This window comes from Methanosarcina sp. KYL-1 (assembly GCF_024372725.1).
Classification (GTDB): domain Archaea; phylum Halobacteriota; class Methanosarcinia; order Methanosarcinales; family Methanosarcinaceae; genus Methanosarcina.
Genome location: NZ_VOUA01000010.1, coordinates 62,139 through 84,542 on the forward strand (window position 1 = coordinate 62,139; position 22,404 = coordinate 84,542).

The 22,404-nt window shown below is 45.0% G+C and carries 20 protein-coding genes and 1 pseudogene; 9 read left to right on the forward strand and 12 right to left on the reverse strand.

Translation table 11 applies throughout. The features are described 5' to 3' along the window. The first annotated feature begins 267 nt into the window (after window positions 1–267). Window positions 268–441 carry a hypothetical protein gene (locus FTO70_RS09005; protein WP_255335423.1) on the forward strand — a complete coding sequence of 58 codons (174 nt, stop codon included), beginning with the start codon at window positions 268–270 and terminating at the stop codon, window positions 439–441. Window positions 442–502: 61 nt separating this feature from the next. After that, entirely contained in the window at window positions 503–2,737 is a 2,235-nt protein-coding gene (locus tag FTO70_RS09010; RefSeq protein ID WP_255335424.1) for a DUF927 domain-containing protein, read from the forward strand. 370 nt (window positions 2,738–3,107) lie between these two features. On the opposite strand, the gene FTO70_RS09015 is transcribed toward FTO70_RS09010, so the two are convergent. Beyond that, window positions 3,108–3,341, reverse strand: a complete 234-nt coding sequence (locus FTO70_RS09015) for a hypothetical protein (protein ID WP_255335425.1) — start codon at window positions 3,339–3,341, stop codon at window positions 3,108–3,110. Window positions 3,342–3,604: 263 nt separating this feature from the next. Between FTO70_RS09015 and FTO70_RS09020 the strand changes: the two are divergent. Next, window positions 3,605–3,760 (forward strand): annotated as a pseudogene (locus FTO70_RS09020) (YjbQ family protein); the annotation flags it as partial. Window positions 3,761–4,409: 649 nt separating this feature from the next. Here the strand turns inward: FTO70_RS09020 and FTO70_RS09025 are convergent. The 3 genes from FTO70_RS09025 to FTO70_RS09035 all read right to left on the reverse strand — a co-directional run bounded on the left by FTO70_RS09025 (window position 4,410) and on the right by FTO70_RS09035 (window position 8,783). Beyond that, window positions 4,410–4,889, reverse strand: coding sequence for a serine protease (locus tag FTO70_RS09025; protein ID WP_255335426.1), 480 nt, complete (start codon window positions 4,887–4,889; stop codon window positions 4,410–4,412). Between the two features lie 190 nt (window positions 4,890–5,079). After that, entirely contained in the window at window positions 5,080–5,679 is a 600-nt protein-coding gene (locus FTO70_RS09030) for an NnrU family protein (protein WP_255335427.1), read from the reverse strand. 734 nt (window positions 5,680–6,413) lie between these two features. After that, the gene (locus tag FTO70_RS09035; RefSeq protein WP_255335428.1) at window positions 6,414–8,783 is read right to left on the reverse strand and encodes a M6 family metalloprotease domain-containing protein; all 2,370 of its coding nucleotides are present in this window, start codon (window positions 8,781–8,783) and stop codon (window positions 6,414–6,416) included. 267 nt (window positions 8,784–9,050) lie between these two features. Between FTO70_RS09035 and FTO70_RS09040 the strand changes: the two genes are divergently transcribed. From FTO70_RS09040 to FTO70_RS09065, 6 genes are all read left to right on the forward strand, one after another. Further along, window positions 9,051–9,263 (forward strand): hypothetical protein, encoded by a 213-nt coding sequence (locus tag FTO70_RS09040; protein WP_255335429.1) that lies wholly within the window; start codon window positions 9,051–9,053, stop codon window positions 9,261–9,263. A 198-nt stretch (window positions 9,264–9,461) separates the two neighbouring features. Beyond that, on the forward strand, window positions 9,462–9,866 hold the full coding sequence (locus tag FTO70_RS09045; protein WP_255335430.1) for a DUF2178 domain-containing protein: 405 nt from the start codon (window positions 9,462–9,464) through the stop codon (window positions 9,864–9,866). A 14-nt stretch (window positions 9,867–9,880) separates the two neighbouring features. Next, window positions 9,881–10,075 (forward strand): helix-turn-helix transcriptional regulator, encoded by a 195-nt coding sequence (locus tag FTO70_RS09050; RefSeq protein WP_304364456.1) that lies wholly within the window; start codon window positions 9,881–9,883, stop codon window positions 10,073–10,075. Between the two features lie 276 nt (window positions 10,076–10,351). Then, window positions 10,352–10,549, forward strand: coding sequence for a CRISPR-associated endonuclease Cas1 (locus FTO70_RS09055; RefSeq protein WP_369694354.1), 198 nt, complete (start codon window positions 10,352–10,354; stop codon window positions 10,547–10,549). Between the two features lie 304 nt (window positions 10,550–10,853). Beyond that, window positions 10,854–11,792 (forward strand): hypothetical protein, encoded by a 939-nt coding sequence (locus FTO70_RS09060; protein ID WP_255335431.1) that lies wholly within the window; start codon window positions 10,854–10,856, stop codon window positions 11,790–11,792. Between the two features lie 261 nt (window positions 11,793–12,053). Beyond that, window positions 12,054–12,812: a hypothetical protein gene (locus FTO70_RS09065; RefSeq protein ID WP_255335432.1), complete on the forward strand. Its 759-nt coding sequence runs from the start codon at window positions 12,054–12,056 to the stop codon at window positions 12,810–12,812. 231 nt (window positions 12,813–13,043) lie between these two features. Here FTO70_RS09065 and FTO70_RS09070 read toward each other — a convergent pair whose 3' ends face one another. The 8 genes from FTO70_RS09070 to FTO70_RS09105 form a co-directional block, all read right to left on the reverse strand. After that, window positions 13,044–13,646 (reverse strand): aminodeoxychorismate/anthranilate synthase component II, encoded by a 603-nt coding sequence (locus FTO70_RS09070; RefSeq protein ID WP_255335433.1) that lies wholly within the window; start codon window positions 13,644–13,646, stop codon window positions 13,044–13,046. A 14-nt stretch (window positions 13,647–13,660) separates the two neighbouring features. Further along, window positions 13,661–15,325, reverse strand: coding sequence for an anthranilate synthase component I (trpE, locus tag FTO70_RS09075; protein WP_255335434.1), 1,665 nt, complete (start codon window positions 15,323–15,325; stop codon window positions 13,661–13,663). Then, the gene (locus FTO70_RS09080) at window positions 15,312–16,016 is read right to left on the reverse strand and encodes a phosphoribosylanthranilate isomerase (RefSeq protein ID WP_255335435.1); all 705 of its coding nucleotides are present in this window, start codon (window positions 16,014–16,016) and stop codon (window positions 15,312–15,314) included. Before FTO70_RS09080 ends, trpE begins: the two co-directional genes overlap by 14 nt. After that, window positions 16,013–17,110, reverse strand: coding sequence for an anthranilate phosphoribosyltransferase (gene trpD, locus FTO70_RS09085; protein WP_255335436.1), 1,098 nt, complete (start codon window positions 17,108–17,110; stop codon window positions 16,013–16,015). The genes FTO70_RS09080 and trpD overlap by 4 nt, the downstream gene beginning before the upstream one ends. Before the next feature lie 118 nt (window positions 17,111–17,228). Continuing rightward, window positions 17,229–18,047, reverse strand: coding sequence for a tryptophan synthase subunit alpha (trpA, locus tag FTO70_RS09090; protein ID WP_255335437.1), 819 nt, complete (start codon window positions 18,045–18,047; stop codon window positions 17,229–17,231). Then, window positions 18,044–19,255 carry a tryptophan synthase subunit beta gene (gene trpB, locus FTO70_RS09095; protein ID WP_255335451.1) on the reverse strand — a complete coding sequence of 404 codons (1,212 nt, stop codon included), beginning with the start codon at window positions 19,253–19,255 and terminating at the stop codon, window positions 18,044–18,046. Before trpB ends, trpA begins: the two co-directional genes overlap by 4 nt. A gap of 251 nt (window positions 19,256–19,506) precedes the next feature. Continuing rightward, on the reverse strand, window positions 19,507–20,313 hold the full coding sequence (locus FTO70_RS09100) for an indole-3-glycerol-phosphate synthase (RefSeq protein ID WP_255335438.1): 807 nt from the start codon (window positions 20,311–20,313) through the stop codon (window positions 19,507–19,509). Between the two features lie 918 nt (window positions 20,314–21,231). Beyond that, on the reverse strand, window positions 21,232–22,401 hold the full coding sequence (locus FTO70_RS09105; RefSeq protein ID WP_255335439.1) for a hypothetical protein: 1,170 nt from the start codon (window positions 22,399–22,401) through the stop codon (window positions 21,232–21,234). Window positions 22,402–22,404: the final 3 nt, after the last annotated feature.

The following is a 22,404-nucleotide window of genomic DNA, read 5'->3' on the forward strand; positions in this document are numbered from 1 at the left end:
AATCAGTGTATTGTTTACCTGGACAATGAAACATTTGAAAACGTAGAAAATAAGAGAGGACTTGTTAAAAGGAGCACCTTCTTAGAAAACATAATCAAAAATAACATTGAAAATGAAGTAGCCTGTTAAGCAGCAATTAGAAAAAAGCGGCTTAACAAGCTAACTTAACTCGCAATTAAGTTAATTACATCTTTACTTATAAAGATTCTCTTTAAGCCGTTTTTCTTTTCAATTGCTGCTTTACAGGTATCAATCAGAGGTCTAATTATGTTTAAAAGTAGCTCGGATACCGGAAGGTCTTTTTCTGAATGGGCAAAGGCAACTTACAGGCAGAAAAGGGATATTGTAGAAATCATGTACAAAAGCTCCGATCCCTACGAAAAAGCTATAGCTTCAATGATAAAGAAAGCTGCGGGATGTGGTCACAATGGGGAGAATTAAAATAAAAAAATATGTTGTGGCTGCCACCCCGCAGGATGCAGTTTAAGGAGGTCCGGGGATAATGGCGGCTGTTATATCATATAGGGGTGAGCTCTTACAAAAATTCAATAAAATCCCCCGGGACCTGGATACTGATCTGAAGGACCTGAATGAAGATTTAGCTGACATTATTATTGCATATCCAAAAATGAAAAAGATCTTGGGTAAAAAACAATGGGCAATTCAGGACTTTATGGATGCTGCTGAAATCCTTGGAAGAATGTGTCAGCTTGCATTTTGGGAAGCCGAGGAGGTCTTTAAGGCATATGCTCCGGAGGATTGGGAAGACATCCACGATGCGTATAGAAATGAAATGATTGACAAGTATTTCAATGGCATCGAATATACAGATCTAAATAATTTTGAAGTCGATTTTGATATTTACCCTTACCAGGTATCCAAAGAAGGGATAAAAAAGGAAGGTACAGAAGGGGAAGGATGCAGAACCATAACAAGAACCCCGGTAATCCTTCATAGGATAGGGGAATGTGTAGATGATGAGTCATATAAGTACATGATTATGTACAAGACCATAACCGGACAGATTCTTAAAAAGTGGGTGGACCCGGAAATATTGCTTACTTCCAGCATGAAAGAGCTCATAAACTCCGGGCTTCAGTTTACCGATAAGGACATATCAGAATTGAAGTTTTATTTTAAGCAGCTGCTTAATAATGCAAATCAGATACCCCTAGAATACACAGCAAATAAAAACGGCTGGAAAAAAGAAAATACGGTTTTAATTACCGGGTCCTATGCTCACACAGCTGCAGGGAAAAAAGAGATTTTAGCCTTAACTGAGGAAATAGCCGGAGCCTATGAAGTAAGGGGAAATAAAAAAGAATGGATAGAAAACATAAAGCCCTTACTCGATTTTGATTTAATAAGGCTGAAATGTTACGCAACAGTTGCAGCTTTGATAATTCGGTTTATTAGCGTGAGGTCCTTCATAGTACACAATTACTATGAAAGCAGCGGGCTTAAGTCGGTATCTATGCAGCTTGCAGCTTCCTTAATGGGAAATCCCTTAGAGCTTATCAAAGATGCAGATAGTACTAAAGTAGGGATTGAAAAGACTTTGGAGTATAACACGGATACCCCTATCTATTTTGATGAAACCAGCAATAACAAAGAGTTTCAAGATGTAATTTACATGATAGGGAATGAACAGGGGAAAAATAGGGGAAATAAAGACGGAGGAATTGACAAAGCCGGGAAATGGAAAACGGTAGTACAGACCACCGGAGAAACCCCATTGTCCAAAGGTCAAAGCACCAATACAGGCATACAAATGCGAGTAATTGAAATCTTTGAAGGTATCCCCCGCTTAGATGCAGATTACATAGAAAGGGTAAAGGAAACCCTAGACAACAATTACGGCTTATTCCAGGATGAAATTATACAGAGGATATTTAAAGACCAGGATAAGCTAAGGCTATTTTACAAAAGTATACATATGAGGTTTGAGAAAGCCCGGACCGTATTTGCAGACAGGACAAAAAATTACTTTGTAGCGTTAGCAGTTGCAGGAATGGAATTAGAAGAAGTTTTTAAGGAAAATGGGATACCAGAAAAGGACCCTATAGAGATATGCAAAGCCTATTATCAAAAAACTGTAATCGAAGACCCTACAATACCCTATTATATCCGGGCTTTAGATACTGTTTACAGCTGGCATTTAAGGAACAAAAAAGCCTTTGAATACAGCAAGGAATTAGACCCGGATGGAAAGTATAGTATTAAGGGAGCAGTAGAGCTTAAAGGCTGGATAACAGCAAACGCTATTTATTATGATCCTGACCAGCTGCAAGACTATCTAACCGAGAAGGGTTTTAATTTTGAAAGGGTTATAGGAGATTGGAAAGATAAGGGAATCCTAGAGCCTGCCCGATCCAAGGACCCTAAAACCGGGGAGTATAGATATAAGTCCTGGAAGGCAACCACAACAATAAACGATCAAAGGGTAAAGGCTGTTAAAATTCCCTTTGACAAATTGAGATCAGTATTAAACATAAGGGATGAAGATATGCAGGATATGAAAAACAGTAATGAAGGACCCGACATAAAAGAAATGAACGTATCCCTTATAGAAGCCTGTGATCAATTTTTATATGAAAACCCAGAGCTAAAGAATATCACACATACCCCGGAAGAGGTGACAGGGCTTTTTATCAGATCTAAGGACCGGGAAGAACTTTTGATTTATGGGAAGAAAGAAATCATAAAAGCCTTTGAACTTTGCAAGAAACACAAATAACAAAAGAATTAATATTTACTTTTTTTAAATAATTTATACACTTTCCTTTTTATTTTTCATTTCCTGGATTGCTTTGCTAGTCTCAATTTATTTTTTTGTTTTTTCTGTCATTTTTTTACTGATATTGTTTTTGGTATGATTAAGGTATGTTTATGGTATGTTTATGGTATGTTTATGGTATATTTGTGGTATGATTACATCTTAATCCTATCTTAATCCTACCTTAAACATACCTAGATATCGATAGCGGAAGGCATAGTAATACCTAATCATACCAAATCAGGTAGACACACAATATATTTTTCAGAAAAAGGCTTAGTATATAATACAATAAATATTAATTGTTTGTAGAAATACCACTTGCATATACTTAGTTAGAAAATTTAGCTTTAGCGTCACTTTTAGCTTTTTCTACTATGTTTTTTATTTCATCTTCGTCTATGAAAATAGACGCTATTTCTTTTGCTGCTTCAAGTCTTCCTTTTTTGACTGGACCAGACTGATATCCATTCTCATTTATATGCAAATAATATCCATATGCAAACTTTTCTAATTTCTGCTTTACTGATTCTTCTTTATTATATTCCGTGGTTTTGTCACTCATTTTTACTCATCTCTTCAATAATTGGCGGTAAGGGATAAAACTTTTTCTGGAAGAATGGCTTTGTGTAAAAAATAACTTCTGTGTAAATATTCAAAATTCAAAAAAGGGCTTTTTGCATAATAAGTATTACTTATATGACCACTTTTAACACTAGTATTTAAATGAAATGTCTCGATTTTTCATCAATCTAATCCAGTTTTTTATCAAAAAGTATATGTTGATGATTAACGTATAACTAAACCTGGGGCGATTTCAACGGAAGCTCTCATTTAAGGGCACTGCTCGTCGGCCCGAGCCTTACGGTTCCTATTGTTGAAAAAAGGTTGACACTCGGGACCTGGCAGCAGATTGTATACATAAACTTTGACAGGATTGAAAAGGTAAGAAAAATCGTGCTTCAGATTATTGGGGAATTTTAACCCGCCCGGGGAATTTTGACCGGGATAGGCCAGTGTAAATCCCCTGTTTAGCTATTCACAATAACCTTTTTTCGATTTGCTTTTCAGGTACCGGCGCTCTCACCGGTCGTCTTCGACGACCGGATTTTCCATAAAGAATATTCAAGTGCCTGAATTATATAAACTGGTCTGATAAATACATATACTTGATTAAATAGGTCATAATCATAACTTCTCAAAATACACATAGCTGACTAAAAAGGTCATTCCAGTGACTTAAAAGATACACATGGATGTTAACAGAGTTTTGTAGGAATCTCTTCTCTGTTTTTCATGTTGTGATTTGCCTTGAGGCATTATGTCAAAAGCAGAATATCGAAAGCAGGATATCGAAAACAGAACGCAAAATCAGAGTGAAGGGCCCTGTCAGCAATTTATTCTTCAAACATTTTTCCCATGTATTTCGGAAAATGCCGCCCGCTGAGGCGGGCGGTGAGTGTCTTGTGAACGATCTGAAGATCACGACAGGTTGAAACTGGTGTTAAACAAGGTCATAACCAGAACCTTTTCAGCAATATAACAGGATTTCCACGGAACCGTTTCTTCTCTTTTCCCTTCATTTTCATCCTTCATTTTCATCCTTCGTTTTCATCCTCATATTTCATCCTCTTTATCCTATCAGGCTGCGGAGAATGTTAGCTGAGATCGCAGTTCCCATGCAGTTGTCCATCGTCACTGAGGAAATAAACCCTACTACTTTTCCTGCCTGCATGATAGGGGATCCGCTATCTCCCGGCTGCGGCATATCCCGACACCGAAAGCCCAGATAAAGTAGCGAAGCTCCGGCATTGACCACCCTGCATTTGATAACATGAAGATCATTGACAAGCAAAGCCTGCTCCAGTTCGGCTGCGCAGCCAAGCTCAGTGATTTCAACAGCGCATTCAGGAGGAAGCTCTATAAGGGCTAAATCAAAAGCTTTCAAAATGCTCGTAACGGTGACTTCCATTCCATCAACTATTAAATGGTCTCCTTCCCCACGGAATATATGAGAAGCTGTGACCATGTGAGGCAGCCCTTTGAGTGAAATAACAGCACCTATGGTACAGCGTTTTCCCTTATAGGAAAAGGAGCCGCCTGCTTTTATCATAAACTTTCATCAACCCGTTGATTTACCCGTTGATTTACCTGTGACTTACCCGCTGATTTCTACCAGGCACGGTTTATGGTATTTCCGATGTTTGCATTTAATTATGCTTTAATTATATTTAGCATTGCATATTAGGCTTGAGAATTTGCTGGTTGCCTGCAGAAAACCAGAAAACACAGTTCTAAATTCTTTAAGGATGTCCCCCTGAATGGGGGATTATCCTGTGAACCCGTTTCCGGTACTCCCGGTATTCGTCGCCGAACTGGGATACCAGCCTGGTTTCCCAGTGCAGGGACCCCATATACAGGTATATGCTGGACAAAATGTATATGACAAGCAGGTTGACGGTCATGAAGGGAGTGAGCCAGATAATTATCAGCCCGGTGAGCAGGAAAGGGTCCCTTACCCAGCGGTAAATGCCCCGTATATCCAGGGGACCTGCTTCAGGAGTATTTGGTGCGGATAGCTGTGCGCGTATCTTGAACCTGTGGGGTGCATCAAGCATTGCTCTGGGGGCAACGATTGCAGCAACCAACTGTCCACCGACCATCAGCCAGCGCCAGGGAGAAGGTACTATGTAGAGGATCGGCCCCGGATTTTTGATAAGCAGATAGACGAGCGGCGTAATCGTTACAAATGCGATGAGGCTGTATATCGGCAAATATAATTTTTCCACCCCGGGACCCAGGACGCGCACGACGAAGCGTTTGCAAGGCAGGCTTGCCGTAAGGCTGTGGATAGCTGCAAATGTCACCAGGCAAAAAACAAGGACAACTGTGGATGAAACCAATTCCAACACTCCCTATTTTTTTTGAATGATTCGTATTAGCGTTTATTACGCGATGGGGCTGTCAAATATTCTGGTGCTGATCAATTCTCCAAATGTTCCCACACCAATGTCTAAAAATCTCATATTATAGATCCCCGATAAATATTAGAAGTTCACGTAATATAAAGCAAACGGCATAAATATATACTGCTTTTATGCACCTTGCAGCCATGTAAAAAGCAGATTTTCATACAAGAGAGTAAAAGGGTATAGAGACTATTTTTACAGCAAATTCGGGACACTACCGAGAATGAAGGGTGAGGTATTCGTGATCTTCTGCGCTCCCAAAGAATAAATCTTGTTGCCACATTTGCAGAAGCCCGGCTTTCCTGCATTGAAGACAACTTCATCCATGGCTGTCTCAGGTTTCAGTGCGAGCTTGCGACGTTCCTGTTGTTATGAACAGAAATCAAATGTGAAAAAGTTAGAACCTATCCGCTTTTGGTGAATCACTCATCCAGGCGCTAATGAACACAAGGATCAAAGTCTCCCTGCACAATGGTCTGGTGAGGATACGATAGAACATGTGAGGGAGCTAATAACCGCTCGTCGGCAGCTCAGGCAATCGATGTAGGCAGCAGTAAGGTAGGGAGGATAAAGGGGCAGAAGCCCCCCGGGTAGAGACGTGATGGATAGTCCTCCTTCGTGATAGATTTTGGGCAGATTGGTATGGATGCCCGGGCATGCCTTTCAAATCAAGCTGCTAAAATCTCCGGCGCTGCGCCTTTAAAGGGAATGATCTTAAGGGACCATCTGTTGAGCTTCCCCACATCTTCTCTCGCCAGATCTACGACCTTCAGTGTCCATTTACCTCCAATGGATTCTCCGGATAGCTTTGCCAGGTCGGGCGTCGTGGAGGCAGAATAAGTTTTTATAAGGTTATCCTGCCCGCTGCCAGACCTGTTGTGCAGATCTATGCTCGTTCCCTTGGGTGACATAAGGGTTACCTTGAGGTCACCTATGTATGTGTGTGTTATATCGATGGCAACCTCCATGCTCTTTACCTGACCGGAAGCCTCCAAAGTCATTGACCTTGCGATCCCCATCTCGCTGTCATCCGGTATTTTCTCAGCCGCTTCGTCTTCCATCTCTATAACGCTGCCTCTGGAGCCTCCTATCTCGAGGCCCCAATTATTCAGGATCCCCTTATCCGATGCTGCAACGTCCTGCACTGAGAGCACCCATTCTCCCCTCAGGGGCTTGCCAATGATATTCCCGAGCTCCGGTGTTGAGGCGACATCTAAAGTGGTCTTCAGGTTGTCAGCGCTGCCGCCCTTCCTATTGTGGAGGATTGCCCGGGCACCCGATGGAGAGATCAGCGTCACCTTCAAGTCCCCAATGTACGGATGGGTTATATCGATGTCTACCTTCAATGAGGAGACCACAGCATCGTCATCAAATACTATCTTATCACTGATGCCGATGGGATCGTTATCGGGTATCGCCTTTGCGGGGCTCGATGCCTTCTTGAACTCACCCTCTTTCTTAACGAACCTGAAGGTTACATCTTTGCCCGCATCCCCAATATCGATGATCTCCAGTCCTGACGGGGTGCCGTCCCACCACCTGCTATGAGGCTTTGTGGAGTTGCCAAACTTCGGGCCGGTATTTTTATTGAAAAGATCATTTGCATCTCCTTTATTGACCCGATGCTCCAGATCAAACCGGTTGTCTGCCTGGACGATGGAGCACTCGTAATGCTTCTCAGGAGTCATATCTTCGTATTCATTGCTCCCCAGTTCGTCCACATGCCATACGGCGAGTCCAGAAGAAGGCAAGGATCTGTCCCTATTTTCCCGGTGTCTGTTCTCGAGTATATAGTACTCGATGGGGTTTTTAACGGCTATAAAGAACTCATTCGTTCCTGCCTTGGCCGTATATGTACCATCTGTGAGGGGTGTTACCTGGTCGGCCCAGCCAGCCTTGTACTTTAGGTAGGCGCAGATTTGGACTGGGTTTTTTTCGTCGGTCCCTCCGAAGCACATTAGACAATAACTGCCGACGCCGTTGGACTCAGCTCCATAGTCGTAGAGGTCGGGAAAATCGCAGACCATATGGCCGTTCTCGTGGCAGAATGTTTCCAAAGTCAGCTCGCTACCCATATTGGTAATCTGGTAATCGTAAAGTTTTTTCCCGTTTCCGATATCGAAAGAAGTACCCAAATCCCATGAATGAGGCCAGAGTCCCTCCCGCCAGTTATTTTTGATGGGTCCGGCGTAAAAAACATTCAGGGCATAAACGAACCCTTTGTTATCCGTGCTTAGACTGCTGAAATCGAACCCCTTTGCTTTGAGATCCTCCAGGGCCTCGAGTATCAGCTCCCTGGCCCTCCGTCCATGACTTATAGCAGGATTGGTATAGTAGTCCCTTGGGTTTCTGGCTGTATAGTACTGTGTGACTATGTTCGTATATTTCAGCTTCCCACCCGAAGCATCGGAGAAATAATCATGGACAGATCCTGCATTTCCGAAACCTGTATAGCCCTGCTTGTTGCAGAATTTCTCTACCTCGGATTGCGGGATGGTGCCAGGGACATCGGGAAACTGGACCAGGATGCAAAGCCCAATATAATCACCCTTCTTCTCCTCCTTCGGGGGAGCCGGAAGGAAGCCCATGGACATCGCAGCCATTCTTTTCGCCTGTTTTGCCTCCTGCCTCCTCTCTTCCCATCGTGTTGTGGCAGCCATCATGTGGTAGGCCATCCTTGACTCCTGCTTAGCTGCTTCCTTTGATATCCTTATATGCTTCTCAATCCCGAGGACTGCCGGATCTACAAGCCCAACTCTGATGCCTGTGGGCTCGAGGAAGCTCCCATCGGCTGACAGCTTAGCATACTCATAATAGCCCGTAACCGGGTCCTTAATGACTGTGAATCCATCGAGTGTCTCAAAAACAGCATAATTCTGGTTCCCCCAACCCCTAAGCCTTATCTGAGTCCCATCAGGTTGAGTAAACTCAAATTCTTTGTTGTAAAACGGATAGGGCATATTTGGTACCTCCTCTGCTCCCCTTGCGAGAAATGTCAACTTACGCACTTGAGGTGTAAAATCAAGTGCAATAAACACTGTGGCTTTAGTCTATATTTTAGGCATTTAAAGGTTTTACACTATTGATTATTCAGTTCAATCGCGTAAGTTCTACTAAATTTCTATATACTCAATGATATTAAAAAATGGTAGAATATATATTAAGAATTATAAAAACATTGTATTTGGACACATATTTTAGGATCTGTGTTCTCAAAAGGATGCCTCAAAATTCGACTTCATTCCCAATTAGGATAAAATATTTGGCAAGTCCTGACTACAGGTATGCAGAAATACCATTTCCTCATGAAAAACGAAGTTGCAGTTATGGGAAGTTTTCAAGTAATCGAAATGATGTTACACTTGAATGGGTATTCAAAAAGAATTTTTTTAGAGCTTGAAAGTAAAAACCATTGTTACGGGCAATTGGAAGTTTACATCCTTCCATATTTCTTATGTGCTTGCTCAGATGTAAGAATATCAAAAACTTATACTTCCTTTTCTTCTTCATCAATTTGATCGAAAAACCGATAGCCTCCAACTCTCAGGCGATATGTAACTATTCGAGTTCCTTCGAGTTATTTTTTGTCTCCTTTACTATCCGGAAATTAAGTCCGACGCCTTTGGCCTGGCTGGGCAATCCTTGCATGATGGCAGATGTAAATACTCTACGTCTAAATGAATAGTTTTATATACTATATGTAAGGTATGTTTTACATGGTGATAAATACGAAAGCTCAAGAAATTGGTTCGTTCACAATTGGAATCTTTCTGGTTACGATTGGGATTTATATATGGGCATATAGCCCGACCTGGGTTTCAAGCGTATCTGGTGCCGCGGCGGGATTAATAGTTGCAGGTGTTGCACTTATTCTAATAGCACTGTGGAAATACAAAATCAGAAAAAGTGGAGAAATAAAGGAAGATGAAAGGGATTATCGGATTGCAGAAAAAGCCAGTTTCAAAACCTTCCAGATAATATTTATACTTCAGGGAGTTCTGTATGCTACTCTTGGCATTTTGAACATTCAATTGCCAGCACAGCCGGTAGTAGGAGCACTTTTTGCTATTACAGGAATCTCTTATGCGGGAATCTTTCAGTGGTACAGAAGAAAGATGTAAAAAGAGGAATGGTGATGAAAAATAATATCAAAGTCTGGCGTGCTAAAAACGATATAACCCAGGAAGAATTGGCCAAAAAAGTAGGCGTCACCAGACAGACCATCAATGCTATCGAAAGAGGAAAATATGATCCAAGTCTGGAACTGGCTTTCAGCCTTGCCAGATTTTTTGACTGTAAGATCGAAGATATTTTTGCTTATGAGCAATAAAAATAGGTTTTTGTGGAAAAAAACATTTGGAAATGATGAACAAAGCTAATTTCCATGTCCCTATATCTATTTAATTCTGATTTTCACATCTGTTCAATTTACTGGACAGGTTCAATTACTTTTCATATTTTGCTTCCTTGCCAATATACACACATCCTTCAGGCTTCAGATGTCTCCTTTGCAGAACTCCAACATCCCCTTCAAATTTGGCTTCAGGATGGTCTGTATTATCAAGGAGCTGGGTATTATCTGCTTGAATCCTAATGCCTGAGGGCCATTAATACTGCAGGTCCTGATGCTCATGCAGGTTTCTTGCATGAAATGAACCCAGGTAAAAACAGTCTGGCTTATGACCTTCAGGAGCCTTTCAGGTTCCTTATAGATCTGGCAGTTATCAACCTGCTTGAAAATCAAATTGCGGGCGGCCACCCCACCTTAAAAGGTGGGGTATGCTTCGGGCCGCCCGCAATTTGATTTAACTACCAAAATTAAATAAGAAATAGTTGAAACTGTCAAATTTAGGATCTATTTTTGATCTATTTGTCCGGAATACATTTGTCGGATACATTTGTCGGATACATTTGTCGGATACATTTGTCGGATACATTTGTCGGATACATTTGTCGGATACATTTGTCGGATACATTTTTTCATGGAAAGTACTGCTTTTCAGGCTCGGTTCGCGTATTACTGGGCAAAAAATTGGAACAAAAAACAAAAACATAATAACCTGACGGTTCATAAAATATAATAACGGCTGTGGAAATGGAGGTTATTTATGCCTTTTACTGAAGAAACCCGGCTGCTTGATCTTGGTTTTTCAGCGGTCAGGGGGAAGGATGAAATGAAGCTCATTCGGGCTGTGGATGAGCTGGGCAAACTCGGGCTTGAGCTTGCAGTGCATTACCCCGAAAGAGACCCTGAAAAGGCTATCTCCTGTATACAGACTCTGGGCGAAGCGGCTGCCGTGTGCAATATGAAAGCAGGGCTCCTTGATGCGGCAGTCTTCCTGGGGAAAATCGGGCAGGAAGCGGCTGCAAAAGGAGATGATGAGGCTGTTTTCAGGGCTGCTGTGGCCCTTACAGCCCTGGGAAAAGAGGCGGCTGACCAGAAAATGCATGTCCCCTTCAGGCTGGTGGCCTCTTCCCTTAAAGAGGTCGGAAAGGAAGCAGCCAGGCAGGGGATGGAAAAAGTGGCTATTGCAAGCCAGGCTTTCCTGATGGAACTTGGGACCTGCTGTGAAAAATGGGATTTCGAAGCTTTCCGGGCCGACATTCCTTCGCTGATCCGCGATGTGGGGAAATGTGCGGCTTCGGCGAGACTTGAAAAAGCTGTGATCAGTGCCGAACTCTTGCTGGAAAAAGCCCAGCTTGCCCTGAACGGCGTTATTCTTAACAGTGGGAGAAGCAGTATAACAGAGCGGAGGATTTGCAGGGAGACGTGCACTCCCCTTCACTGCCTGGGAGAACTTGGGAAGGTCTCCTGCCAGAGGAAACTCGGGCTTGCATCAGTTCAGGCAAGCCGGTCCCTTGAGGTAGTCAGGAAAGATGCCGAAGCCGGGTACCTGGGAAGTACGGTGCTTTTTGCCGAGTCCCTTCTTGATTCTTTTGGGGACGTGAAGATTTCTTCTCCCGAACTCGACTGGACGGTAAAGGAAATCAGAAACATGCAAGCCGAAGTTACTTTTCAGGAAAAGGGAATCATTGGAAAACTTTAAATTATTTTTTACCTTTCAAGGTAAAGGAGTTTTGTTTTAAAGGGAGTAATTATTCGGGTATCCTTTCTTTGTTTCTGGTTTCAAATTTGCTTTCCTCTTCAACTGATTTTCAGGGTTTACAGGTTTTTCGGAACCAAAGGTTTTTAAATAGCATATTTTTCAAAAATATAGGAAGACTAATATCAGATTAAATTCATAGAAATAAACAGATTCCATGATCTGGACTTTTTAAGAAGGATTTCACCGTAAAGGGGTTTACATATGTTCTCATTGAATGAACAAAAGGCTATTGAACTTGGAGAAGCTGGAGAAAAAGCAATAAGGGAACAGAATGAGTATGATGCTCTCCAGAATATTGAATACCTCCGGGAATTTGGGGAAGAGCTGATTAATGCCGGTTTAGAGAGCGACCTGAAGAGGACCGTAATTTCACTCCGGAATATTGGCAATATAGCAATTCAGAAAAAGCTTGAAAGCGTTGCAGCAACCTCGGTCCAGGTGCTCAGGACTCTTGCAGAACCTTCCCTGGAGAAAAATTTCTCAAATGCCCTCTGGTCTTTTTCAAGAGCCCTGCAGGAGATAGGAAAGGGCGCTGCCCAGTTCCGGTTTAAAGAGCCTGCATCAAATGCTGTGGAAGCCCTTGAACTGATAGGGATGGGAGCTATAGAAAAGAAGATGGAAGTCGTAACCCTATGGACTACCCTTGCCCTTGAAGAGATCGGTTACATCTCAGGGAAGCAGGAGCTCGAGGATCTTGTCAGTGCAGCAAAAGCCGCAAGAGAAGGGATCATAACGGCTTCTGAAGCAGGGAAGTTCATCACAAGGGAACAGATCGAGATATATCCCCAGCTAATTGCCCAGACAGTCAGCGAATTCGCAGAACTCCAGAACCTCCAGCCCGCAGGTTATAAGGGCCGTCCAAATGAGGAATTCACAGAAGAAGAATTCTTCGGGGAAGAGGCTGAAGAAGGGGAAAGCGAGGAAGAAGAGCCAGCCGAATCTTCAGGAAAAGAAGAATAATCAAGCAGTATAATTAAGCAGTATAATTAAGCAGTATAATCAAGCAGTATAATCAAGCAGTATAATTAAGCAGTATAATCAAGCAGTATAATCAAGCAGTATAATCAAGCAGTATAATCAAGCAGTATAATCAAGCAGTATAATCAAGCAGTATAATCAAGCAGTTCTTAAAAGCAAAATCTAGCTTGAAAGATAAATTATGGAAGGCAGGAAAATAGATCATTGCCGGCTTCAAACCGCCGGCTGCCTTCTTTTAAAATTCCTGCAAACTTCCAGGAAACTTTCAATTATTTTTAGCCCTTCCGGGGTCAGCACGGATTCCGGGTGGAACTGGAGACCGTAAATAGGATAGCGTGCGTGCTCAACAGCCATGATGGTCCCGTCTTCTGCCCTTGCTGTGACCTTTATCCCGGGGGCCGGGTTTCCTATTTCCAGGGAATGGTATCGTCCTCCTTCAAACGGGCTTCCCACCTCCCGGAAGAGAGCCGAGTCCGTATGCATGACCCTTGAACTTTTCCCGTGCACGGGCCCCACTTTGCTCCTGCCTACAGTGCCTCCGAAAGCCACGTTGATCGCCTGGTGACCCAGGCAGACGCCCAGCAGGGGGATTTCAGGCCCCAGTTCCCGGATGATATCCAGGCAGTTCCCTATGTCCTTCGGGTCCGAAGGGCTGCCCGGCCCCGGGGAAATTACCAGGGCATCAGGTTTTAGCGCCCTTAATTCCTCGAGTGTGACCGTGTTCGGAAGGACAACGGTATCTTTTTCGAAGTATGAGATGTAATCCACAAGGTTCCATACGAAGGAATCCTTGTTGTTTATGAAAACCACTTTCACTAAAAACCCCTCTCTTAAAGTTCTCCGCCGATTGCAGCAAGCATTGCTGCCATCTTTCTTTCAGTTTCCCGAAACTCATATCCCGGGTCGGAGTCAGCCACAATCCCGGCCCCTGCCTGCACCGAAGCTTTATTTCCCTGCACAAGCACGGTCCGGATAACGATTGCAAAGTCGGCATCCCCGTTCCAGCTGTAGTATCCGACCCCCCCGCCATAAATCCCTCTGGGGGAAGCTTCAAGTTCGGAAATAATCTCCATTGCCCGGATTTTCGGGGCTCCCGAAAGCGTCCCTGCCGGAAAAATCGCCCGGAAAGCGTCGAACTGGTCGCATTCTGGCCTAAGGGTTCCCGAAACCGTACTTTCTATGTGCTGGACGTGGGAATACTTCAGGACCTGCATGAAACCCGAGACTTTAACTGACCCGCTTTCCGAAACCATGCGCACGTCGTTTCTTCCCAGGTCTACCAGCATAACATGTTCTGCCCTTTCCTTTTCATCATTAAGCATATGGGAAGCAAAAGCCTCGTCCTCAGCTTCGGATTTTCCCCGGGGACAGGTGCCGGCAATGGGGTTTGTTATCACTTTGCGCTTATGGACCGTAAGCAGGGTCTCGGGACTTGCCCCGACGATCGCCAGGTCCCCGAACTCAAAGATATACATGTAAGGGCTCGGGTTGATTGCCCTCAGCTGCATATAGAGCTCAAAGGGGGACTGCTGCAGCTGAAGTTCATATTTCCGGGAAAGCACCACCTGGAAAATGTCGCCGGCATAAATGTGTTCTTTTGCCCTGAGCACGGCAGCCTCAAATTCTGCCTGGGAAGTGTTGCACACAGGGGTAGCCGGGGAGATTTCCGTGACTCCTGTTTTCTCCTCACTTCCAGGTGTTTTTTCATTTTTTGTGCCTTCAGGGATTTTTTCTCCTGCTCCTTCTTCTGCCATCAAAGTCTCTTCAAAGCGGGAGCAGAGCCTTTCTGCCTCCGCACATACTTCTTCGTAAAAGGACCCGGCATCCGAACCCGGGCGGATGAAGGGGGTGAGCACGATGTACACTTCTTCGGTCAGGTGGTCGAACACAAAGCTTTTTGATACGAGCAGGTACTGGAGTTCCGGGATATCGGACTCAAAACCCTTTTCAGCGCCTAACCAGCTGTCATAAATCGCATCATAGGCCGTGTATCCGATCGTCCCTCCCATGAAGGTCTGCCTGTCAAAGTGTTTTGCGTTCAGGAGCCTGACTCCATCGGCGGTGGGAAAAGCCAGGCGCAGGGCATCGAATACGTCTTTTCCCCGGGGGATTGAAGCCTCAAGCTTTCCTGCTTCCGACTTCCCTGTCCCGGGCTCGCAGCTCTCCCGGATTTTCGAAGAGATCTCCTCGAAGAGGGGGGAAGCAGCCGGGTTAAGGAGTTCGAGTGAAATTTTTCTGTCCCCTATTTTCAGCACGGCGTCCGGTTCGCTCCCAACAAAGGAGTACCTTGCTTTGCTTTCCTGTTTTTCCACGGACTCCAGAAGGTAGGAGTAGCCTGAGTTCCCCGAATTCCTGAGGCTCCGGTAAAGCCGGAGGGGGGAGCATGCACGGGTTCTGTTTAAATCGATTTTTGCAAGAAGCTGCACAATAGCCGGTTTCTCCAGCCCGGAAACAAGCTCCTCAAATTCTTCTTTTTTAAGGTCAAAGGAAAGCATTGGCACACCTCACTTCTTCAATAAAGTTCCGGATTTTCAGTTCATCTTTCTTTCCTCCGGTTTCAACCCCCGATGCCGTGTCTACGGCGTATGGGGCAACGGTCCTTATGGCTTCCTGCACGTTTTCGGGCCTCAGCCCTCCTGCAAGGACCAGGGGAAGTTCCGTTTCTTCTGCAATTCTCCGGCTGAGGGCCCAGTCGTGCACGCAGCCTGTGCCTCCGGTCTTTCCGGCAATTCCCGAGTCCAGGAGTATGCAGTCCACAGCTCCGCTGTCTTCCAGCTCGCAGACCTCTTCAAAGAGTTGCATGGCAGGTTTCTGGAGTTTGGACGCTCCAAGCCCAGCAGGCACTGAAAGGGTCTTTATGATAGGGATGTCTGTTTTTTCCCTTATGACCTCCAGTTCAAGGAGGGGCAGGCGGGAATGGATCTGCACGATGTCAGGGCTGACCTTTTCGATAAGTTCCAGGGCCCGGGCGGAGTTTTCCGGCATGATGACCATCACCGAGTTAAGGGTTTTTGGTACTTTCCTTACCAGTGCGGCTGCTGTTTCAGAATCTAGCCGCCTCGGGCTTTCGACAGGGACTTCGGTTATGAAGCCGACTGCATCGGCTCCGTTTCGGGTTGCAAATCCTATTTCCTCTTCGCTCCGGATCCCGCAGATCTTTATCCGGGTCTTTGGCCTGCCCTTCATGCCCTTTCCCCGGAAGCCGGGCTTAATGCGGAAGTGCCCGAAGGAGCCATAAACTTCTCCGGAGTGCCCTGTTTTTTACTCTGCTCAAAAAGTTCGGCGCTAAAGGCCCTGAACTGGTTGAACTTGACCATGACCTTCCCGCTGTCAATGGCATTCTCTGCAATCGGGATTGCCTGCCTGATGGAGCCCACGATCCCGCCTACGTAAAGGGCTGCTGCGGCGTTTAAGACCACCAGGTCCCTCTTTGGCCCTTTCTGTCCCTTGAAGATACAGAGCAGGTCCCGGGCGTTTTCTTTCGGGGAGCCGCCTTTGATGTCTTCGGGCTTTGCCCGCAGCATCCCGAGGGACTCAGGGGTCAGGGTGTATGTGAAAACTTCCCCGTTTTTCAGCTCCGCAACAAAGGTCTCACCTACATTTGAGATCTCGTCCATTCCGTCCCCGTTGACCACAAGGGCGTGTTCGCTTCCCAGTTCCGCAAGGGCTCTTGCGATCGGTTCACAGAGGTTTTTGTCAAAGACCCCGACAACCTGGCCCTTTGCCCCCGCAGGGTTGGTGAGAGGGCCAAGGATGTTGAAAACCGTCCGGACCCCGAGTTGTTTTCTTATGCCTGCCACCCGCTTCATTGCAGGGTGGAAAATCGGGGCAAACATGAACCCGATGCCTGCTTCTTCGATGCTCCTGAGGACCTGCTCAGGGGCGAGGTCCACTTTTATCCTCAGGGCCTCGAGCACGTCGGAACTTCCGGACATGGAGGTAATGGCCCGGTTCCCGTGTTTTGCCACGGGGACCCCGACAGCCGCAGTAATAATTGCCGCTGCAGTCGAAACGTTTATGGTGTTCAGCCCGTCCCCTCCTGTCCCGCAGGTGTCCACGAGCCTGAAGGGCAGGTCCGGCTTGATCGTGTTTGCGGCTTTCCTCATGCCCCTCACGAAGCCTGCGATTTCCCCTGACTTTTCTCCTTTTGCCCTTAAGGCAAGCAGGAATGCTCCGATTTCCTCGTCTGTTGCCGTACTCAGAATCTCGCTTATTGCTGCTTCAGCTTCCTCGGAACTCAGGTCGAGCCCTTTTTCCAGTTTTTCAATGTATGCCTGCATTTTTACTCCTCCTTTCAAAATTCCCTGTAAAACTCCCTGTAAAATTCCCTGTAAAACTCTCTATTTTCCTTTTCCGCCTTCTTCCGCTCTCTTTCCTGTCAGCTTCCTGTGCTTTTGCTTAATTGGTTCCCAGCATGCCGGATTTGAGTTCCCTTGCGAGGGCTTCTAACCTTTCACTGACGTCTCTTTCAGTGACGTCTTTTCCTTCTCCGGTCCCTTCTTCGATGATCTTTACAAAGGCCGAACCGACGATTACGGCGTCAGCCCCAGCTTTTCTTACTTCTGCCGCCTGTTCCCCGGTGGAGATCCCAAAGCCCACAGCTTTCGGAAGGTCCGTTTCCACCCTGGAAAGCAGTTCTGTGGTGGAATTCGAGACATCTGCCCTGGCCCCCGTGACCCCGAGCCTTGCGACCAGGTAGACGAAGCCTGAACCCTTTTCCAGGATTTTCCTGACCCTTGCATCCGGGGTTGTGGGTGCGACCAGGAAAATCAGGTCAAGCCCGTGCTTTTTGCAGTGCTCATGAAGTTCGGCTGCCTCTTCCACAGGCAGGTCGGGCACGATCAACCCGCTGATCCCGGCTTTTGCGGCCCTCTCCACAAACCTTTCAGGCCCGTACCTGAAGACCGGGTTGTAATATGTCATGCATACCAGGGGGACTTCGGTATCAAGGGCCTCGGCCAGCTCGAAGTAGCCTTCAATATCCAGGCCGGCTGCAAGTGCCCTCTGCCCTGCTGCCTGGATTGTCGGGCCGTCGGCAACCGGGTCTGAGAACGGGAGGCCCAGTTCGATGACATCTGCCCCTCCCCTTGCCAGGGCCTGCACAAGCTCCGGAGTTGTTTTCGGGGACGGGTCTCCTGCCATCAGGTAGCCGATAAGGGCTCCTTCGGCTTTTGCCCTCAGCTCACCGAATTTTCCGGACAGGTTCTGTCTGCTCATTTCAGGTCCCCCTTCATATGCTGAAAGACAGTATCCAGGTCCTTGTCTCCCCTGCCCGATAGGTTCACAATTGTGATTTCTCCCAGTTCCCCGGCTTCTGCTGCTTTTTTCAGATAGGCAAGGGCGTGGGAGGACTCAAGAGCCGGGATGATCCCTTCAAGCCGGCTCAGTTCGTGGAAGGCTTCAAGGGCCTCGTCATCCGTGGCGTAGCGGGCTGTAACCCTGCCCGTCTCGGCAAGGTAAGCCAGTTCCGGCCCGACCCCGGAGTAGTCAAGCCCGGCTGATATGGACTCAGATTCCAGGATCTGCCCGTTTTTGTCCTGCAGGACCTTTGTCCGGGCCCCGTGCAGGACCCCTTCTTCTCCCGCACAGAGGCAGGCCGAGTGGAGGGCTGCTTTTTCCGTGCACTTCAGGGCTTTTCCCCCGGCTTCCACGGCAATGAGCCTGACATCCCTGTCTCCGACAAAGGGGTGGAAAATCCCCATGGCGTTACTCCCGCCCCCGGCGCAGGCAATGATGGAATCCGGAAGCCGCCCTTCCTTTTCCAGGACCTGCTCCTTTACCTCGCGCCCGATTACGCTCTGGAAGTCCCGGACAATCATGGGATAGGGGTGGGGCCCCACTACTGACCCGATCAGGTAGTGAGTATTTCCGACGTTTGTGACCCAGTCCCGCATCGCCTCGTTGATTGCGTCCTTGAGGGTTGCCGAGCCCGAGTGAACAGGCCGGACTTCGGTGCCCATGAGTTCCATCCGGTATGCGTTCATCTGCTGGCGCTTGACATCTTTTGCTCCCATGTACACGATGGTCTCGAACCCCAGGTTCGCTCCCACCATGGCTGTAGCAGTCCCGTGCTGACCGGCTCCGGTCTCGGCGATCAGCCTGCTCTTTCCCATATACTTTGCAAGGAGCGCCTGCCCGAGGGCGTTGTTTAATTTGTGGGCTCCCCCGTGCACCAGGTCTTCGCGCTTGAGGTAGACCTTTGTCCCGTATTTTTTGCTCAGGTTCCGGGCATAGTAAAGCGGGGTCTCCCTGCCCGCAAAGTCTTTGAGGTAGCTGTCAAGCTCCCGGAGGAATGCGGGGTCGTTTTTGTACTGTTCGTACCCCTCTTCCAGCTCTTCTAAAGCCGGCATCAGGATTTCGGGTGCATACTGCCCCCCGTATTTCCCGTACTTGCCTTTTCCCCCGTTTTTCAGGCCGGAAGACAGTTCAAGCTCCTGTTTTTTCACATGAGGTTCTGAAATTGTAGTTCCTGTCAATTTGATAACTCCCTTGTCTCTTTTCTGATTGGATTTTCGTGATTGGATTTTCGTGATGTCTGGATTTTTGTGATTTTTTGGTATTGTATGAAAAATCTGAGAATTCCTAATTCAGGCAGGACCTTTTTTTCGGCCCGAAACCCTGAATTCAGCAATTTGTGATAGTTGCGAAGGCTCTGAAAAGCCGGTAAAAAAAGCAGTCACCAGCGCCATGAAAGGCTCTGGACGAGTTCTTTTGTTTTATCAAAAACAGATTCACTTTCCATGATCAAAGACCCGACAAGCACGGCATCGGCCCCTGCTTCGATTACCCTCCGGACATCTTCAGGCCCGCGTATCCCGCTCTCGCTTATTACTAGGTGGTGTGTGCCGTTTTTCCGGTCGTGTTCCCGGATGAGGGGTGCAAGTTCTTCAGTGGTCGCAAGGTCGATTACAAGCGTCTTGAGGTTCCGGTTGTTGATCCCGATGACCTTTGCGCCGGTTTCCAGGGCAAGATCAAGTTCCTGGCTGTTATGGACTTCCACCAGCGGCTCAAACCCTTTTGCAAGGGCGAGCTCGACAAAAGCTCCCAGTTCTTCTCCCAGGATGCCTGCAATCAGGAGCACAAGGTCGCTTCCGGCTTCCTCCAGCTGCAGCCTGTCAATAATGAAGTCCTTCCTCAGGACCGGCAGGCTTACCGTCCTCCTGACGGCCTCCAGGTTTTCAAGCGAGCCCCGGAATACCTCAGGCTCGGTCAGGACCGAAATTGCAACAGCTCCGGCTTCTTCCATCTCCCGGGCCAGTTTTGCAGCCTCTTCCGGACTAATCTCCCGAAAAGCCTTCCCCGGAGATGCGGGTTTGACTTCCGCAATAACCGGGACCCGCCCTTCGGCACTGGCAGCTGCCACTGCAGAGAGGAAGTCCCTCTTTGTGAACTCCCCCTGCAGGCCTCCGAAACCTGTATTAGGCTCGCAAGCCCGGATTCGGTTTTTTGTTGTGTCAAGGATATGCTGGATTGCGCTGTGCATCTGATATCACTATTGTATTATTATGTACAATAATGTCTAATATCGTACTTGATATAAAAAGGTTTTGGCAAAGAGAGGCTTTGCACTTAAAGTCCCATTTTAACCGGACTTTAGGTGCAGATTTTGGATTTGAGGTACAAAATTAAAATCAGGATTAATTTTGGATATTGGAAAGTTTAATAGAGAGATCTTAATAAGGAAAATAATGATTTTATCATAGAAAAATATTTTAATTAGTTCCATGTATATTCTTACTAAAAAAACTTTAAGTAGTTAATTAAGCCCTAAAAAATTAGAAAAACATTATCCAATCCGACAATTGATAACATAATCTATGCTGGAAAACGTATTTATTGCATAATCGCATATATTTGGTAGTTTAATATTCAATTGTGGGGCTGGCACTTGAAATACTAAGGGGAGAAACGAGGTTAGATGCTTAGACCAAGAATGTTAAAAACATAGTTTTTTCCATGCAAGTAAATCAATGCTCTAAATGTTACAACGCTAAACGATACAAATCGTAAAACATATAAGTATGTTTTACGTGGTATATTTGGTTATGCATCAGCTTTATTTTATTAATTATTGTTAGTTTATTAGAAGGTGTAATATAAGTGATGAGATACGAACATGCATTGGGATCTCTAAACTGGGTTACAGATAAACTCTATATGATTAACTCAGAAGATCCCGATTCTTTGGATAACGATGTCGATTTTTTAGAGAAGATCAAACAAGGTAAGTTCATATCAAAGGATTAAAACATTTAAATCCATTCTTTGATCTTCTTTTTTACTTTTTTATAAGTATCAAATGCTAATATGAACTAAATTGTGTTTCTAACTAGAAAAGTTATTAGAGTTCAGAATATATTCTCCTCTTATCTCCAACATACTCATTTAGGAAAAAAATAATTTATATCATATTTATAGGTGTTGCATTATCTACCAATGGAATTATTTGAATGCAATTGTAAAAAATAAGGAAGACTGCAATTATCACAGCATAAAATACGAGGTAATGATAATATTTATATGGGATATTAAAACCTTCTCTAATCATGCTATATTCTACTCCAAAGAATGAAAATGCTAAAATTGAAATAGTCAATGCATATTCTGGTTTCATACTCATTATTGATATTTTCTTAAATAAAATATTTAGAAATTCAAATGATGTTACCATGTATGGGAGACTCAAGTTAAATGTATTCATAATTACTTTCCCAATAATAATGGCAGCAATTGGGAAAAAAAAGAAGAATGGTATTATGGATATGAGATGAACAACTGATGATATTTGAGAAATGTAACTAAATTTGAAAACAATTTCAGTATTCTGTGGAATTAACCTAATTTTCTGATAGTCTTTATCGCGTATCAAATAGTGATATGTTCTTTTTCCGTGGTTTAATGTTATATATGGCTCGTAAAATTGAATTTCATTTTTTTCAATTACTTTTGCTTCTCGCGATATACTTATTTTTGGAACTCGTGAATCCGATTTATTTGAACCGGCGACAAAATATTTCATACCAACTAAATACCCCTCTTTATTATTGTTCCCTGGTAATAGCCTGGGACCTATTTTTCCTCCACCCATTCTCCAACCAAGGGGCATAGTGATAGAAATATCAGGTTGAATCATCCCGTTGATGGAAATCATTGATGTTTTTTTCGGTAAGAATATATTAATAAATGGAGTAGTTCTCAAAAAGCTACATGACCTAATATTAGGATCCATAGAAGTATATTTTATTTCAAGTTTGACATAACGTAAATCATTCATTTTATTTTCGGATAGTGTAATTGGAAAAGGTTTCTCGTTCAGCGGTACTAATGGAAATGAATTGAATGGATTAAGAAGCAACAATAAGTTTCCAGAATCATCAATTTCGATAAACGGTATATCCCTATTTGAAGAGTTTATTGCAATTATTTTTAAGTCTAAAATATTGTTGCCCCGTTCTATAGTTATATTATCTTCATTAGTGAATATTTCCATGATTTGACGTACTATCCTTCCACACGATGGATAGTATATCTCTTCTAGATTCCATTGAGTTTGACCTATAATAACTACCATTGT